Consider the following 15,794-nt stretch of genomic DNA (forward strand, 5'->3'; position numbering starts at 1 on the left):
TCTTTGCTTTTTTTAGATTGCTCTTCAATAACTTCCAATAAGGCTTTTTTTGCCGATTCAACAACCTCTTTGGGCCACTCTTTTAATATTACTCCCTTTTCTTTTAAACTTTTCAACGCTTTTGCGTTTTTAGCCTGAAAGTCGTAAACCATAGTAGAATTTAACTCAATTGCACAAGAAGAGATTATCTCTTTTATATCTTTGTCCAATTTATCCCAAAATTTTTTGTTAAAAGTTAATTCTAAAACGCTTCCTGGCTCGTGAAAACCGCTATAGTAATATTTTGCAACTTTATAAAAGCCCATTTTTATATCAAGAGCGGGGCCAACCCATTCTGTCGCGTCAATAACGCCTCTTTCGAGTGCCGTATATATTTCACCGGCAGGAATATTTATAGGATTTACACCAAGCTTAGCCATCACTTCGCCGCCAAGTCCTGGTATTCTCATTTTTAGACCCTTTAGATCTTTTACGCTTTTTATCTCTTTTCTAAACCATCCACCCATTTGAACGCCGGTATTTCCGCCAAGCATCCCGTATAGTCCATATTTTTCATATAAACTTCTCCAGATCTCCAATCCACCACCATATAGCATCCAAGCACCCATTTCATCGGAAGTAAAACCAAAAGGAAACCCGCCAAAAAGGCTAAAAGCTGCATTTTTTCCCTTCCAATAATATGGTCCTGAATGAAAAGCCTCGATTTGACCGCTACTACAAGCGTCAAATACCGCAAGTGCTGGAACAAGTATATTTTTTGGAAAAACTTTAATAATCACTTCACCGTTAGTGGCTTTGTTTACCTTTTTTGCAAATCTTTCAACACCCTCTCCCATTATGGGAAAGTTTGCTGGCCAACTTGTGCAAAGTTTTATCTCTATTTTTCTTTTTTTGGATATATTGATAGATTTTATTTTTTCTTCTCTTTTGCAACCGCTCACCACAGCGGCCGTAGCTAAAGCCGTAGCGGCTATAAAAGCTCTTCTTTTCATTTGATATCCTTTTTTATTTTGGACATTTTAATACAGTGCGGCAATCACCGCAAAACATAAAAAGAGCATAAGATGAGAAATTCCCTCTATATAATTTGTTTCTCCATCATCAGTAGTTTTCCACGCTAAAATTACAGTAAAAATTAAAGCGCCGATTTGTAGGCTATTAAAATCTAAAGTAAAATCGATACCGTTCATATAAGCAAGAGCCATCAAAATAGGTACCGTTAAAAGTATAGATACGGTTGAAGCTCCCATCGCTATATTTATAACTCTTTGAATCTGGTCATCTTTGGCTGCTTTAATAGCGGTAAAGAGCTCTGGTGAAACGCTAATTATTGCTATTATCAAACCAGCAAGTCCAGTAGATATGCCAAGCTCTTTAAATACGGGCATTCCATCAGTTGCAAATATCTCTGCCACAAAACCTACCAATAAAATTAAAATAAATATTATTAAAAGATTTATAAAGTTTGGAAGTTTATCAAAATATACTCTTCCTCTTCTTCCTCTTCGCCTATTTTTCTTTTCATTCTCATTATTCTACTTCTAGCTGTTGATTTAAAAAAGTGTGAATGGGTTTTTGTTTGAAAAATATAAATAACTACATAAAAAATCGCTAACATAACAGATATGATAATGCTCGCTTGTGTAAGCTTTTCTTGAGCGTTTTGAGAAAATTTTAATAAGCTTGGCACCAATAAAGCCAAGGCTGAGACAAATAAAATCGTAGTATAAGTGCTTGAAGTATCTTCGTTATGTTCTTGTTCTTTAAAGGCGAGTCCGCCCACAAAGACAGCAAGGCCTAAAAGCACGTTCATATCTACAATAACTGCAGAAATTATACCACTTTTTACGGTTTCTAACGTCTCAACAGAGTTTTCCCCTCCGCTTAAAATCATAAAAAGGAGCAAAATTTCCACCGCAACGGCGCTAAAAGTTAAAACAAAGCTTCCGTAAGGCTCACCAAGCCTTTCGGCCAAAATCTCAGCAATTTCTGAGATTGTAACTGATAGTGCGCCTATGGAAATTGCTGCAAAAATAGTGCTTAAATAAACGAGATGATTTTTGTGTAGAAAAAATGCCAAAAGTCCAAAAATTATCCCGGCAAAAATATCCCAATAAGCGGATAAAAAATCAAAAAACCGGGGTGAAGAGGTCTGGGAAGATTCCAACTGTTTTACTCCTTAAAAAAGTGACATTATCTTTTTATTTTTCAAAAGACTGCTCAAATCAAAATCTTTTGCGCCAATAAGGGCAAAATTGAAATTTTTGTTATATAAAATATCTCTAATTTTATCAAAATCTTTTGCTAAAATAAAGTCTTTTATATCTTTATCGCTTATATATATTTTTTTTGCCCACTTGGCTTTTTCTTCTAAAAACTCTCTTTCTCTTTGTAGCAGATCGTAATCATTTTCTATTATTAATACTCTATCGCTCTTTCCAAAATCCAATCTATTAAAATAGCTATCTACAAAAATTGGTTTAAAGCGGTTTAGGTTTTCTATATTTTTTATATGATAATTGATAAAAAAAAGTTCAAAAATATTCAATACTTTATCTAAATTTTTTATAAACAAAGGTGAGATATTGACTCTTTCATAATAGATATTATTATAAATAAACGAAGTTTCAAAAAGATAGGAGTTTAAAATTTTTATCTTTTTATCTGTTTTTATTTCATAATTATCAAGAGATAACTTCTTAAAAATTTCATTATCATAAATTAGCGCAATTTTTTTTTCTTTTTTTGATAGTTGGATCAAATTACTTACAAAATCTTTTTCTAAAAACAGAATTTCTAAAGAGTGATCTAAAGTTTTTGCCATTTCATACTCTAAATAATCGAGCCTAAAGAGAGGAATTTGATTTTGAATAAGAAAAAATCTAAGAAGTTTCAAAGCGGAATTTTGTAGATTTTTTACTTTTATCCAAGCAATCTCATTATCTATAATTTGCGTCCATCCTTCAAATACTATGGAGTATGCCCCGTTTTTAACGGCTAACTCGATCTCTTTTTTGTTTTTTGCAAAAAATAGATCACCTCTTTTTACTAAAGAGGCCTCGCAAGAAAAGCCGCCTATTTTTTTAATGGATGGAGAACTTTTTAGCTCTCCATCCAATAGATAAAGAAGATTTTCTATTCTCATTTAACAGGTGTGCCCGGTTTTTTTCTTTTTGTTGGAGTTATTAAACAAAGACCCTCATCGTCTCTTGCAGCAAGGACCATACCTTCGCTAACTATTCCCATAAGTTTTGCCGGTTTTAGATTTGCAACAACGCAGACTTGCATATTTTTAAGCTCTTGTGGAGTATAAAACTCTTTTATTCCCGCAACTATCTGTCTTGGTTTATCTTCACCCAAATCAACTTGCAATTTCAAAAGTTTTTTACTTTTTGGAACCTCAGTTGCTTCTAAAATCGTTCCTATTTTTATCTCGACTTTTAAAAAGTCATCAATGGATATTAAAGGACTCTTTTTTATCTCTTTTTCTTTTTTTGGCTTTTCTTCTTTCATTAAGGGCTCTTCTATTTTTGGAAAAAGTGGTGGGATTTTTTTAATAAAGATCTTTTCTAGATTTTTAAACTTTACTATATATTTTTCAAAACTTTGAGTGTCTATTTTAAAATTTAGCGAGTCGGCTATTTTTTGAGTTGTTTTTGGCATAACAGGATTTAAGAGTATTGCCGTTTTTGCCAAGATATTTGCGACAAGCGCAATAGTTGCCATTGCTTCATCTTCTTTTTTCTCTTTCATTTTACTCCATGGAGCATACATATCGATAGCTTTATTTGCTATGGATAAAATTTTCCAAAGCTCTTCTAAAAATTTATGCCATTTCATTTCGAATATATATTTTTCTAAATTTGAAATAATATTTTTAACCTGGCTTAACTCTTGATTATGATATTTTTCTACATCTTTGCTATCTATCTCAAAATCAAAATATTTGCCACTCATTCCAATGATTCTATTTAAAAGATTTCCAAGATCGTTACTAAGATCGCTGTTTATTCTATCTATCAAAGCTCTTTGACTAAAATCTCCGTCTTGCCCAAAAGGAACCTCTCTTAAAAGAAAATATCTAAAATTTTCCAGTCCATAAGCATCTGCGACACTTTTTGGATCTACTACGTTTCCTTTTGATTTGCTCATCTTTTCCCCGTTTCTTGTCCACCATCCGTGTGCAGCGATATATTTTGGTAGAGGAAGACCTAAACTCATTAAAAAGGCGGGCCAATATATTGCGTGAAATCTTAAAATGTCTTTTCCAACAAGATGGTAGTCTGCGGGCCAATAATGCATCAGTTTTTCATCTGTTCCATATCCAAGAGCTGTAATATAGTTTAATAGCGCATCGAGCCATACATACATAACATGCTTTGGATCGTTTAAACTTTTGGGAAGTTTTATCCCCCAATCAAAACTTGTTCTTGTTATAGAAAGATCGTTTAATCCAGCTTCTACAAATCTTATAACCTCGTTTTTTTTAGATTTTGGCAAAATAGGATCTGACTCTTTAAACCATTTTAAAATATCTTCTTGATATTTTGACAATCTAAAAAAATAGCTCTCTTCCTTTACGATAGTAGTAACTTTACCGCAATCTGGACAAAATTCTCCTTCAATTAGTTGGGTTTCGGGAAAAAAAGCTTCACAGCTTATGCAGTAATGTCCTTCATATGTTCCTTTATAAATATCGCCTCTTTCATACATTATTTCAAAGGCTTTTTGAACTCCTATTATGTGCTCTTTATCGGTAGTTCTTATAAATTTATCATAACTTATCTCAAACTCGTCCCATAAATCTTTGAATTTTTTACTGATTTCGTCCGCATACTCTTTAGGGGTTTTTCCTTTTGATTTTGCGGATTGCTCGATTTTTTGTCCATGCTCGTCTGTTCCGGTTAAAAAAAATGTATCATAACCTCTCAATCTAAAATATCTTGCGGCGCAATCTGCTATGATAGTGGTATAAGCGTGTCCTATATGTGGAACATCGTTTACATAATATATCGGAGTAGTTATATACATCTTTTTCATATATATCCTTTTATTTTAAAATTCAAATCCTCCCCCTTGCCCCTTATTCATACTCTCATAAACGGCATTGACATATTCGTTTCTGATTTTGCATCCTATTATCTCTTTACATTTTAAGCAACTATTGAGATTTTTCTTTTTTTGGCACTCTTTTAAAATTTTGGTTTTTTCGATTAAGGCTTTTTCATATTTGTCTAAGCTTTTTTCCATCATACCTACTCATTTTTATCTAAATAATATTTTTTTACTCTATCAATTTCATAAGATGATCCAAAAAAACATGGAGTCGTGCTGTGAATATCTTCGGCTTTTAGATCTAACAATCTTTTGCAATCTTGATTTATTGCATATCCTCCGGCTTTTTCGTAAACATGAGCAAAAGGAAATACTTCAAAAACCTTTCTTAATTTTCCCATAGGTTTATCTTTTGTTCCTGGATAACTAAAAAGTCCGCCGCCTTTTACCAATATTTGATGAAGATCAGGCACCATACCTCCAGAATATCTTAGTCTATACCCTTCCTCAAAAAGGGATTGGATCATTTTTTTATGATAAGAAAACCACTCTTTTTGCGTGCCTCCTGGGGCGTTTAATTTGCCTTTTTCTTTGAGTTTAATCTCTTCTAAAAAAACAAAATCACCATCTTTTAAAACAAATCTTTCTACTTTTATCGTAGATATAACAAGTTCAACCCTCGGTCCGTAAACTATATAGGCGCTTGCGATCAGATTTTGCCCGTCAAATCCCCCCTCGTATATTCCAAATATACTTCCCACACTCAAATCTACGTCTATTAAACTGCTTCCATCTAACGGATCGTATCCTATTAAATATTTTCCATTTTCGTTGATAACGATAGGATCTGTTTTTTCTTCGCTTGCCAAAGTTTTTATACTTTTGACTTTTCTAAACTCTTCTTCAAAAATATTATCGCTTAAAACATCAAGTTTTAACTGTTGATCACCGGAGATATTTTGAGTTTCACTAAATCCGGCCTCTTCATGGATTATTGCGTTATGAACTTTTTTTGCGCCTTCTTTTATGGCTTCAAATATCTCTTGCATTTTAGATCCTTTTGCCTTTTTTAAAAATCCAATCTATTATCTTATCGATATCGTTTAGATCTAAAATATCTATATTTTTTGGAATAAGATCTTTATTGATTTTTTCATCAACAGCAACAGCATCGATATAATCAAAATACTCTTTATGGATATTTTCTCTAAATATAGCTATTCTTGGTAAAGGAAGTGTTTTTAAACCTTCCACCAGCATAATATCAAAATCCTCAACCATCTTTATAATATCATCTATCTCTTTTCTTCTATGGGAAAAATAGGTCGTTCTTGTAGGCGAAGTGATAACCACCTCGGCACCCGTTTGGAAAAATTTGTAACTATCTTTTCCCTCAATATCGAATTTTGCTTTATCTTTAGGGTCGTTTTTTACGATTAATAGCTTATATTCGTTAATTAATTTTTTTGCAATTTTTTCTATTGTTGTTGTTTTTCCGCTGTTTGACGGTCCGGTAAACGCTACAGCAATAGCCATAAACCACCTTTTCTTTTTTAATGTAAAAGATTTTACCAAATATTAGATAAAAAGGAGTTAAGCTCATTTTTTGTATAATTTTGTCTAAATTGTATTGTTAAAGGATACTAATGAAAAAAATTTATTTAGCCGCTCTTTTTTTATCATTTTTTATTTTTACCGGATGTGCGCAAAAAGGGGGATTTTCTTTTTTTCATAAAGATAAGCCTTATGAAGAGGCTATAAGTTATACAAGAAAGGGAGAGATTATTGTCTCTATGGAAAATAAAGCTTTTATAATCGCCACATATTTAAATCCTATAAAAAAATATAAAGATGGTGAATATTTTTTTGTTAGGGTTTATATAAACAACGATTTTAGCGACGAGAAAAAAAGCGGACTTTTTAATCCAAAATATCATATATATTTAAACGATAAAATCCCTTTAGAGATAAAAAAGGTTGATAAAGATAGCGTAATTGCCAAAGAGATGCCGATGGTAAAGCCTTGGTATAAGCTATATATTGTAAAATTTCCAAAAGTTTCAGGCAAAAAAGTTTTAATATTTAAAAGCGATGATTATGGTCAAACTCGACTAATTTATCAATAGTTTTTATAGTATCTATATTTTTATTGAAAATCTTTGAATAAATAATATAATTTGCCAAAACTTTTTTCCCATATTTTCTGCTTTCGCTATAAGGAATTAACTCCATTGCAAGATATGGATCTTTTTTAAATATATTTTTATCTATTACTTTTCTTTTTAAAAAACCAATACCTCCGTTATAAGCGTATGCGATAAGCAAAGGATGAAAAAGTTTTCTTTTTAAAAAATTTAGATGATATTTGGCAAATTCAAGATTTATTTTTTCATTAAACATAAGATCAAGATCAAAATTTTTCATTTTTTTCTCTTTTGCTATGGCTTTAGCTAAAAAAGGCATTATCTGAAAACTTCCAAGGGCAAAAGAGCGAGAAATCGAAGATGGAATAAATCTACTTTCTTGTCTTGCTATCGCATAAAGCAAGGCTTTGTCCTCATTTTTTTGTAAAAATCTTTCATAAGGCATAATAAAGGGATGGATAGTGTAATTAAAATATTTTTCTAAAATGAACGAAAAGATTGGTAAATTTTTTGGATCTTTAAAATTGATTGCAAGTTTTAATAGTTCATTATTTTTTGTTTTGTTTATCTTATTTAATATTTTTAGCCACTCAAAAGGGTCGTTTATATTGATATTGTTTTTCTTATTTTGAGTATTTTTTAAAGCGTTAATATCGGGTATTTTTTTGGTTGATACAAGATAAATGTATTCATTATCTATTTTTAATTTTTTTATCTCTAATTTTTTATGCCTTTTATCTAAAGCGTATAAGGAGTAGATATTTATATCTTTTGAGTTAGTAAGCTCGTTTAAAAATTTTTTCTTTTTTGTGATTTTGTATAGCCAAAAATTGCATTTATCAATATCAAATGTATAATATGCTTTCTTTTTTGCCTCAATTAGATATTTTTTAGCGATACTAAAAAGTTTATATTTTATTGCTAAAATAGCGATAAAAAAGTTGCTTTGATGGGAGAGTTCTTTTGGATTTAGAGCAAAAAGGGAAAAATGAAGTTTTTTTAGATTGCTTGTAGCTGCAATTTTTATGAAAGTATCAAAATTTTTTTGATTTTTTAAATAATTTAGAGTTTCAATATCTACGTATCTATCAAAAAACTTTTCTCTGTTTTTATCTCCAACCGAAATAAAAGTTTTAATAAAAAGGTCTCTATTTTTTAAAAGCAGCTCAAATGGATAGTTTGCAGATAAGATTTTATACTGTTTGTAAAATTTAAATTTTTTTATCTTTTTTAATACAAACTCTTTATCTTTTTTGTCTAATTTTAAAAATCTATATGGAGTTATCCAGATAGCAATGCAGCTCTCATCACCTTTTAAAACCTCATCTTTTTTAGTTTTTAAACATTTTGCAACTTTTTTTATCTCTTTTTTATCTGTTTTTTTGGCATATTTTAAAAATAGTTTTTTATTTACGTTTTTTATCTGATAAAAGGCAATATCCGCTTCTTTAGATGTTATATTTTGATCAAAAAATTTATAAATATAGTAATCTTTTGCGATGGAAGAGGGTTTAGAAGCTAAAAAATCAAGGGTCACCTCTTTGCCAAAAAGCAAAAGAGGTAAAAAAAGTATAAATTTTTTCATTGTAGTGAAAAAGCCAGTTGAAATAGCAGTTTAACTAAAAATAGATCTATAAACTGCAAAGCGATTATTACTATAATCGGAGCCAAATCGATTCCTCCAATAACAGTTGGAATATATCTTCTAATAAAATGATAAACGGGTTCTGTTAATCTATATAATGTTTGAACGATAGGATTATATGGATCTGGTCTTACCCAGCTTATTAGAGCCGCAATTATTACTACCCATATATATATGTTTATAACCATATGCAATATATTTGCTATCGCTTCAAGAAGTGTGGCAAAAACTACCATTTTTTTTCCTTTGCTAAATTTTTTAATAGGGGATAAATTTTACTAAGTTCTGGACCATGCTCAGCCCCGGTTAATAAAATCCTTAATGGTTTAAAAAATTTTTTCCCTTTTAAAGATGATTTTTCCATTAGATATTTTTTAAAATCTTCAAAGTTGTCAAATTTTTCAAAAGCTTCATTTATATATTTTTTTAATATTAGAGCCTCTTTTTCAAACTCTTTAAAATCTCTTTCTTTTGATAAAATTTTATCTATTTTTGTTTTTAACTCTTTTGTAGTGCTTGCTTCTTCTAAATAAATTTTTGCAAGTTTTGCTATGTTTATATCTTCATATCCCAAAAGTTTCAACAATTCATTTTCTTCACACATTTTAAGATGCTCTCTATTTATATATCTTAATTTATCAATATCAAATTTAGCACTTGAGCTTGATAGATTATTTAAATCAAACCACTCTATAGCTTCATTTAAAGTAAAAATCTCTTTAGGAGTTTTATTTCCGAGTAAAATCAGATAGTTTGTGATAGCTTGAGGTATAAAGCCTTCTTCTAAAAGCCATTTAACACTTGATTCGTTATCTCTTTTACTCATTTTTTTGCCCTCTTTATTTAAAATAATTGGCAAATGGCAATATTTTATATTTTTATTATAACCTAAAGATTTTCTTACATGTATCTGTTTTGGAGTGTTTGATAGATGATCTTCTCCTCTTATTATCAAAGATATATCATGGAGCATATCATCTATGGCGCATGCAAAATTGTATGTAGGCCTCCCGTCGCTTCTAAGTATTACAAAAGAGTCTACCTCATTTGGCGAAAAGCTTATTTTACCTTTTATAATATCTTCAAATTCAATTGTATCTTTTGGCTTTTTTATCCTAACTACAAAAGGCTCGGCTCTTTTTGCTGCTTCATCTATCGTTATCTCTTCACATTTTCCGCTATATCTGTAGGCTCTTTTTTCCTCTTTGGCTTTTATTCTTTCTTTTTCCAACTCTTGAGGGGTGCAAAAACAGGCAAATGCCTTTTTTTCATTTAAAAGTTTATATGCGAAATTTTGATGAAAATTTATATTTTGACTTTGATATAGTATCTCATCCCACTTGATTCCAAACTTTTTTAATATATTTATAATCTCTTTATCTTTTCCCTCGATATTTCTTTCGATATCTGTATCTTCGATCCTAAGTAAAAATCTCTCATTTTGCTGTTTTGATACAATATAGTTAAAAATAGCCACTCTTAAATTTCCTATATGCATATCCCCTGTTGGACTTGGCGCAAATCTAAGCATAATACTCCTTATAAATAAAATTCTTTGCCATTTTATCCAAAATTTGGTATATTTAGCATAAATTTTTAGGAGTTTTCGTGAGAAAAAGAAGAAGAGTTTTAACAAATATTATCTCTGCTGGTTTTGGAAAATTTGCAAGTCATAGATTTCATCCGGTTCTTCAAAAATTTATCAACTCTTCTTATGTAAAACTATTAAAACTTGATATGAAAGAGTTTAAATCTCCTAAAGAGTATAAAAGTTTAAATGAACTTTTTACAAGAAAACTTCTAAAAAATAGAGAAATAGATATAGATGAAAATAGCGTGATATCTCCCACAGACTCTTTAATAACTGAGTGCGGAAAATTAAAAAAAGATGTAGCTATGCAGATAAAAGGGATGAGTTATAGTATAGACTCTTTGCTTTTAGAGACAAACTACAAAAATAAAATATATGACGGAGAATATATAAATTTGTATCTATCTCCAAAAGATTATCATAGATATCATGTTCCTTGCGATTTGCAGGTATTGAGAGTTATTCATATTCCCGGAAAATTATATCCTGTTAATTTAAGATTTTTGAGAAAAAAAATAGATCTTTTTATAGAGAACGAAAGAGTTATCTTAGAGTGCCAAGCCAAAGAAAAAATTTTATATATAGTTCTTGTTGGAGCTTTAAATGTAGGGCAGATGACTTTAACTTTCGAAAAAAGAATAGAAACAAACAAAAACAGCACTCTATCTGTATATGATTATGAAAATTTATTTATGAAAAAAGGTGAACTTCTTGGATATTTTAAAATGGGTTCAACAGTTTTACTTCTATTTGAAAAAAATAGTGTAAAATTTGATGTAAAGAGTTTTGAAAAAGTAAAATTTGGTCAAAAAATAGCACATTTTATAAAAGGATAATATTATGGAAAAAGAAAATATATTGATAATAGAAGCCGAAATTTTACCTAACGGACTTGGAGGTTGGGTGATTAGAGCCGTAAATAAAGAGACCAACGAAGAGAGATTTTGCGAATCTATCGAAGAGTATAGCGCTTTTTTAAACGAGTCCGTTTATAGCACGCAAAAAGAGAATTTTCAAGCCGTCTGGCTTGAGTCTCCTAAAGCTACCCCGGAAATGATAGCTGATGTTAGACACAAACTTATGAAATTTTACGACCAGATGCCTCAGGCTGAATAAAGGAAAATTTTACTCTCCTTTATAAGGAAGCTTCTCCTTTTTCCAGCCTAAAAATCCCTCTTCGACGTTATATACGTTATTAAAGCCGTTTTTAGATAGTAAGTTGGCTGCGTATTTGCTCCTTGCTCCGCTTCTACAAATTATTAAAATAGCTCTGTTTCCCAATTTTTTTACAACTTTTTTAACATCTTCTAAAAAATTTTTGTTCTCAATGGGTATTATTTCATAAAGCTTTTGAGCGTCTAAATTGGCTTTATTTATCTCTTTTTTTGCAAAGTTTACTCTTAAATTTATATTTTTTGGATTAAATCTATACTCAAAAATAGGTATTGATATTGCGCCAACGGGATGTGATGCATAGATATATTCAGAAGCCGTTCTTACGTCTATTAATATGGCGCCTTTTTTTTGCATCTCATAAGCTTCCTTTACCGAGATATCATCTTCATAATATAACTCTTGGCTAAAAATAGAAATAGCCGTTATTAATAAAATAAATATTTTTTTCATAAAAGCTCCTTTTTGAAAAGCAAGATACAAAAAGGGATCTTAAAACGTCATTAATAGAAAATGAAAATGATTATCATAATTAAGCAAAAAGTAAGTTTTTTTTATGTAACATTTTTTTCATAAAAATCAAGGAGGCTATATGAAAAAAGGATTGTTAATATCAATAATACTAAGTTCTTCTATTTTAAACGCCCAGATAATAAAAGAGTATGGCGGCGAGATAAGAGCTGGATATATAAAAGTTGACAATAAAAAAGATATTGATACTAAAGCTTTTGGTGTAGGTGGAAATCTTTTTTTAAAAACTAAAAATTATAAGGGTTTAAGTGGATATTTAAGTTTTTATACTCTTCAAGATTTTGGTTTAAATCCAAAAATAGAGGAGATTGAAGAGAGCTTTTACGGAGTAGAAAAAGATGGATTAACTTTTGTGAGTCAGGCATATTTAGATTATGAAAATAGCGGCTTTGAAATTAAAGCTGGTAGATTTTTATTTGATTCTCCCCATGCAGATAGCGATGATATAAGAATGGTTCCCAACTTTTTTGAAGGTGTAAGTTTGGTTTATGGGGGGTATGAAAATTTTGAATTAACTTTAGCTCATTTAAACAAAATGGCAGGCTGGGAAAACTCGGGAGATATTAAGAAATTTGTAAATTTAAACGAAGTGATGGGGGTTGAAGAAAATACTGACGGGATGAGTTTAGCTTCTATAGGATATGAAAAAGATAATTTTTCAGCTTCCATTTGGGCTTACAAAATTTATGATATAGCAAATATTTTATATTTGGAAGCATCATACTCTTTTGATTTTGAAGATTTTGCTTTTAATATATCAGCTCAGATAGATAAGGCAAAAAATAGCGGAAAATCGCATCTAGATGAGATAGATTCAAAAACTTTAGGCGTTATGGCCCAGATAGAATATAAAGATTTGACACTTAGCGGTGCATTTAATAAAGAGTATGGAGATACAAAAAGTATGTTTAGTTTTGGGGGAGGGGCGTTTTTTACCTCTATGGAAGATCAAACTATAGATTCGGTAGAAGATAAAGATGCAAAAAGTTATACTTTAGGTGCACAGTATTCATTATTTGATAATTTTTCGGCCGGATGTGCGTATGGAGGATTTGAAGCTGGAGATAAAAATGATTATAATACCAAAGAGTTGGATCTATATTTAAACGCAAAAATAGTTGCAGATATTGAGGCTGAAGTTGTTTATGCAAATATAAACGATAAAACAGCCAATGATGAAGATTATGATATTTTTAGGATCATTTTAAAAAGAAGTTTTTAGGAGAGAAAATGAAAAAAGTATCCCAAATGAAAATAGGCGAAAGCGCAATTATAAAAAAAATCGCTGCTCAAGAGCCTATAAAAAGTCGGCTTTTATCTATGGGGATAGCCAAAGGAAATAAAATAAAGCTTCTTGATCACACATTGAAAAAACAGACATGGGAAATCGATGTAGAAGGAACAAGAGTTGCTTTAAGAAAAGAGGAAGCTGATTCGATATTTGTTGAAATATAAATATTTTTAAATAAAAACAAAGAGGAGAAAATGAAAAAGATTAAAGCCGTAATGGTAGGACAGCCAAATGTTGGAAAATCTTCTATTATAAACTCCATAAGCGGCGCAAGACTTCATGTTGGAAATTTTGCCGGAGTTACTGTAGAAAAAAAAGAGGTTTTTATAAAAAAAGATGATTATGAGATAGATATAGTCGATCTTCCTGGTATTTACTCTTTAAACGCTTATACTCCCGAAGAGCATGTGGCAAAAAATTATTTGTTAAACGAAGATTATGATCTGATAATTAACGTAGTTGATGCCAATGTTTTACAAAGAAATCTTATATTTACCATGCAACTTCTTGATATGAATAAAAAGATGATATTAGTGGTGAATATGATAGATGAAGTTGAAAAAAAAGGTGGAAAAATAGATGCTCAAAAATTATCAACTTTACTTGGAATTCCTGTTATTTTAACATCGGCTAAAGAGCATAGAGGTGTTGATGAGATCGTAGATAAGATAATTTCTACAAAAAATTTGCCAAAAATGCAAAGGAAAATCTATTATAATGAAAAAATCGAAGAAGAGATAGAAAAATTAACCAAAATTTTGATGAAATCTCCCCATTTTGAAAATAAAGAAAAAGCTAGATTTTTTATAATAAGACTTTTGGAAAAAGATGAAGATATTTATAAGATAGTTCATGACCTACCTATCTTTTTGGAGCTTCATGAGGAGCTTGGAGAGAGTATTAAAAGATTGAAACTTGAGTTTGATGAAGAAAGCGTTGCTGATATTTTGGCAAACGAGAGAAACGCTATAGCAAAATCTATTGTTATGCAAGTTATGATATTGCCAAAAAAAGAGTCTTTGACCGACAAAATCGACGCAATTTTAATCCATCCAATTTTTGGACTTCCTATATTTTTATTTTTTATGTGGGCGCTTTTTCAAATTACCTTTGAAGTTGGCTCAATCCCGATGGATTATATTGATGAGACTTTTACAAATTTTGCCGATTGGCTAAGAGGAATTTTACCGCAGGGAGATTTAAACTCTGTAATTACAGACGGAGTAATTCCGGCTGTTGGTGCAATAATTATGTTTTTACCAAATATTTTAATACTTTTTTTAGGTATAAATCTTTTAGAACAAACGGGATATATGGCAAGAGCTGCATTTTTGCTTGATGGTTTTTTGAAAAGATTTGGTCTTCAGGGAAAAGCTTTTATTCCGTTAGTTAGCGGTTTTGGATGCACCGTTCCTGCATATATGGCCGCAAGAACTCTTAAAAATCCAAAAGATAGATTGATTACTATGTTGATACTTGGATTTATGAACTGTAGTGCAAGACTTCCGGTATATGTTTTGCTAATTGCGGCATTTTTCCCAACCCAGAGTGCAGGGAATATATTGTTTGCGATATATATAGGAGGAGCTATTTTAGGACTAATTGTAGCAAAGATATTAAGGATAGTTCTTTTTAAAGGAGAACCAGAACCATTTGTTATGGAGATGCCTCCTTATAGATTCCCTTCAATAAAGGCTCTTTTAATAGAGCTTTGGATAAAAGCAAAAATTTTTATAAAAAAGGCCGGAACTTTCATAGCTGGTGCCGCTATGATAATCTGGTTTTTAAGTTCATATCCGGTAAATGAGGATCTACAAATCCAGTATCAAAAAAAGATAGAGTTAGCTCAAAGTGAAGAAGAGATTTTAGAGCTTAAAAACCAGTTGGCTTCAAAAGAGTTAGAAAATAGTTATTTGGGAAAATTGGGAAAAATAATTGAGCCGGTTTTTGAACCTTTGGGATTTGATTGGAGAATGTCCGTTGCAACTTTAAGCGGACTTGCCGCAAAAGAGGTTGTTGTCTCTACTCTTGCGACTCTTTACGCTGTAGGGGAAGCAGATGAGACAAGCTCTACTTTAATAAGCAAACTTAGAGAAAATATCGATTTTAAAGCGGCAATAGCTTTAATAGTTATAATAATGATATATTCTCCTTGTGTTGCTGCTATGAGCACATTTTATGCTGAAATACCTCAATGGGCTTGGAGAACTTTTTATACTATTTATCCAAACGTTTTAGCATGGATTTTAGCATTTATTGTTTATAATATATTAGAAGCTTTAGGTTTTTAAAATATCGGGAATTAAACTCTCTGAAAAATTACAAATTGAGCAAAAGCTTTGCGATTTTAGTTTGAAAATTTTA

The 15,794-nt window shown here is 30.7% G+C and carries 18 protein-coding genes; 6 read left to right on the top strand and 12 right to left on the bottom strand.

Annotated elements, in window-relative coordinates:
* The 8 genes from AC30RD_RS01850 to mobB all read right to left on the bottom strand — a co-directional run.
* Positions 1 to 992 (bottom strand): TRAP transporter substrate-binding protein (locus AC30RD_RS01850; protein ID WP_489492456.1); only part of this gene is annotated, 992 nt, incomplete at its 3' end.
* A 27-nt stretch (positions 993 to 1,019) separates the two neighbouring features.
* On the bottom strand, positions 1,020 to 1,415 hold the full coding sequence (locus AC30RD_RS01855; protein WP_489492457.1) for a calcium:cation antiporter: 396 nt from the start codon (positions 1,413 to 1,415) through the stop codon (positions 1,020 to 1,022).
* Positions 1,416 to 1,456: 41 nt separating this feature from the next.
* Positions 1,457 to 2,167 (bottom strand): calcium:cation antiporter, encoded by a 711-nt coding sequence (locus AC30RD_RS01860; RefSeq protein WP_489492459.1) that lies wholly within the window; start codon positions 2,165 to 2,167, stop codon positions 1,457 to 1,459.
* Positions 2,168 to 2,179: 12 nt separating this feature from the next.
* Positions 2,180 to 3,145, bottom strand: coding sequence for a hypothetical protein (locus AC30RD_RS01865; RefSeq protein ID WP_489492460.1), 966 nt, complete (start codon positions 3,143 to 3,145; stop codon positions 2,180 to 2,182).
* Positions 3,142 to 5,040 carry a methionine--tRNA ligase gene (metG, locus tag AC30RD_RS01870; protein WP_489492461.1) on the bottom strand — a complete coding sequence of 633 codons (1,899 nt, stop codon included), beginning with the start codon at positions 5,038 to 5,040 and terminating at the stop codon, positions 3,142 to 3,144. Before metG ends, AC30RD_RS01865 begins: the two co-directional genes overlap by 4 nt.
* A gap of 15 nt (positions 5,041 to 5,055) precedes the next feature.
* Positions 5,056 to 5,250 (bottom strand): hypothetical protein, encoded by a 195-nt coding sequence (locus AC30RD_RS01875; RefSeq protein ID WP_489492462.1) that lies wholly within the window; start codon positions 5,248 to 5,250, stop codon positions 5,056 to 5,058.
* A gap of 5 nt (positions 5,251 to 5,255) precedes the next feature.
* Positions 5,256 to 6,104, bottom strand: a complete 849-nt coding sequence (locus AC30RD_RS01880) for a class 1 fructose-bisphosphatase (protein ID WP_489492463.1) — start codon at positions 6,102 to 6,104, stop codon at positions 5,256 to 5,258.
* A gap of 1 nt (position 6,105) precedes the next feature.
* Positions 6,106 to 6,591: a molybdopterin-guanine dinucleotide biosynthesis protein B gene (mobB, locus tag AC30RD_RS01885; protein WP_489492465.1), complete on the bottom strand. Its 486-nt coding sequence runs from the start codon at positions 6,589 to 6,591 to the stop codon at positions 6,106 to 6,108.
* Between the two features lie 110 nt (positions 6,592 to 6,701).
* Here mobB and AC30RD_RS01890 point away from each other — a divergent pair, with 110 nt between their 5' ends.
* Complete coding sequence (locus AC30RD_RS01890; protein WP_489492466.1) at positions 6,702 to 7,181, top strand: hypothetical protein; 480 nt, start codon at positions 6,702 to 6,704, stop codon at positions 7,179 to 7,181.
* On the opposite strand, the gene AC30RD_RS01895 is transcribed toward AC30RD_RS01890, so the two are convergent.
* The 3 genes from AC30RD_RS01895 to gltX are packed head-to-tail and all read right to left on the bottom strand — an operon-like array spanning position 7,138 to position 10,375.
* Positions 7,138 to 8,784, bottom strand: a complete 1,647-nt coding sequence (locus AC30RD_RS01895) for a lytic transglycosylase domain-containing protein (protein WP_489492467.1) — start codon at positions 8,782 to 8,784, stop codon at positions 7,138 to 7,140. The two genes, AC30RD_RS01890 and AC30RD_RS01895, sit on opposite strands and share 44 nt — an antisense overlap.
* Positions 8,781 to 9,080: a YggT family protein gene (locus AC30RD_RS01900; RefSeq protein WP_489492468.1), complete on the bottom strand. Its 300-nt coding sequence runs from the start codon at positions 9,078 to 9,080 to the stop codon at positions 8,781 to 8,783. The genes AC30RD_RS01895 and AC30RD_RS01900 overlap by 4 nt, the downstream gene beginning before the upstream one ends.
* Positions 9,074 to 10,375, bottom strand: a complete 1,302-nt coding sequence (gene gltX, locus AC30RD_RS01905) for a glutamate--tRNA ligase (RefSeq protein WP_489492470.1) — start codon at positions 10,373 to 10,375, stop codon at positions 9,074 to 9,076. Before gltX ends, AC30RD_RS01900 begins: the two co-directional genes overlap by 7 nt.
* Before the next feature lie 77 nt (positions 10,376 to 10,452).
* Here gltX and AC30RD_RS01910 point away from each other — a divergent pair, with 77 nt between their 5' ends.
* Complete coding sequence (locus tag AC30RD_RS01910; protein WP_489492471.1) at positions 10,453 to 11,271, top strand: phosphatidylserine decarboxylase; 819 nt, start codon at positions 10,453 to 10,455, stop codon at positions 11,269 to 11,271.
* A 4-nt stretch (positions 11,272 to 11,275) separates the two neighbouring features.
* Positions 11,276 to 11,551, top strand: a complete 276-nt coding sequence (locus tag AC30RD_RS01915) for a hypothetical protein (protein WP_489492472.1) — start codon at positions 11,276 to 11,278, stop codon at positions 11,549 to 11,551.
* 9 nt (positions 11,552 to 11,560) lie between these two features.
* On the opposite strand, the gene AC30RD_RS01920 is transcribed toward AC30RD_RS01915, so the two are convergent.
* Positions 11,561 to 12,061, bottom strand: coding sequence for a rhodanese-like domain-containing protein (locus tag AC30RD_RS01920; protein ID WP_489492473.1), 501 nt, complete (start codon positions 12,059 to 12,061; stop codon positions 11,561 to 11,563).
* A gap of 139 nt (positions 12,062 to 12,200) precedes the next feature.
* On the opposite strand from AC30RD_RS01920, the gene AC30RD_RS01925 reads away from it, so the two are divergent.
* From AC30RD_RS01925 to feoB, 3 genes are read left to right on the top strand one after another with little or no spacing between them, the layout of a single operon-like run.
* Entirely contained in the window at positions 12,201 to 13,361 is a 1,161-nt protein-coding gene (locus tag AC30RD_RS01925; protein ID WP_489492475.1) for an OprD family outer membrane porin, read from the top strand.
* 8 nt (positions 13,362 to 13,369) lie between these two features.
* Positions 13,370 to 13,594 carry a FeoA family protein gene (locus AC30RD_RS01930; protein WP_489492476.1) on the top strand — a complete coding sequence of 75 codons (225 nt, stop codon included), beginning with the start codon at positions 13,370 to 13,372 and terminating at the stop codon, positions 13,592 to 13,594.
* Positions 13,595 to 13,624: 30 nt separating this feature from the next.
* Entirely contained in the window at positions 13,625 to 15,721 is a 2,097-nt protein-coding gene (gene feoB / locus AC30RD_RS01935) for a ferrous iron transport protein B (protein ID WP_489492477.1), read from the top strand.
* Positions 15,722 to 15,794 lie beyond the last annotated feature (73 nt).

This window comes from Nitrosophilus sp. (assembly GCF_982775275.1).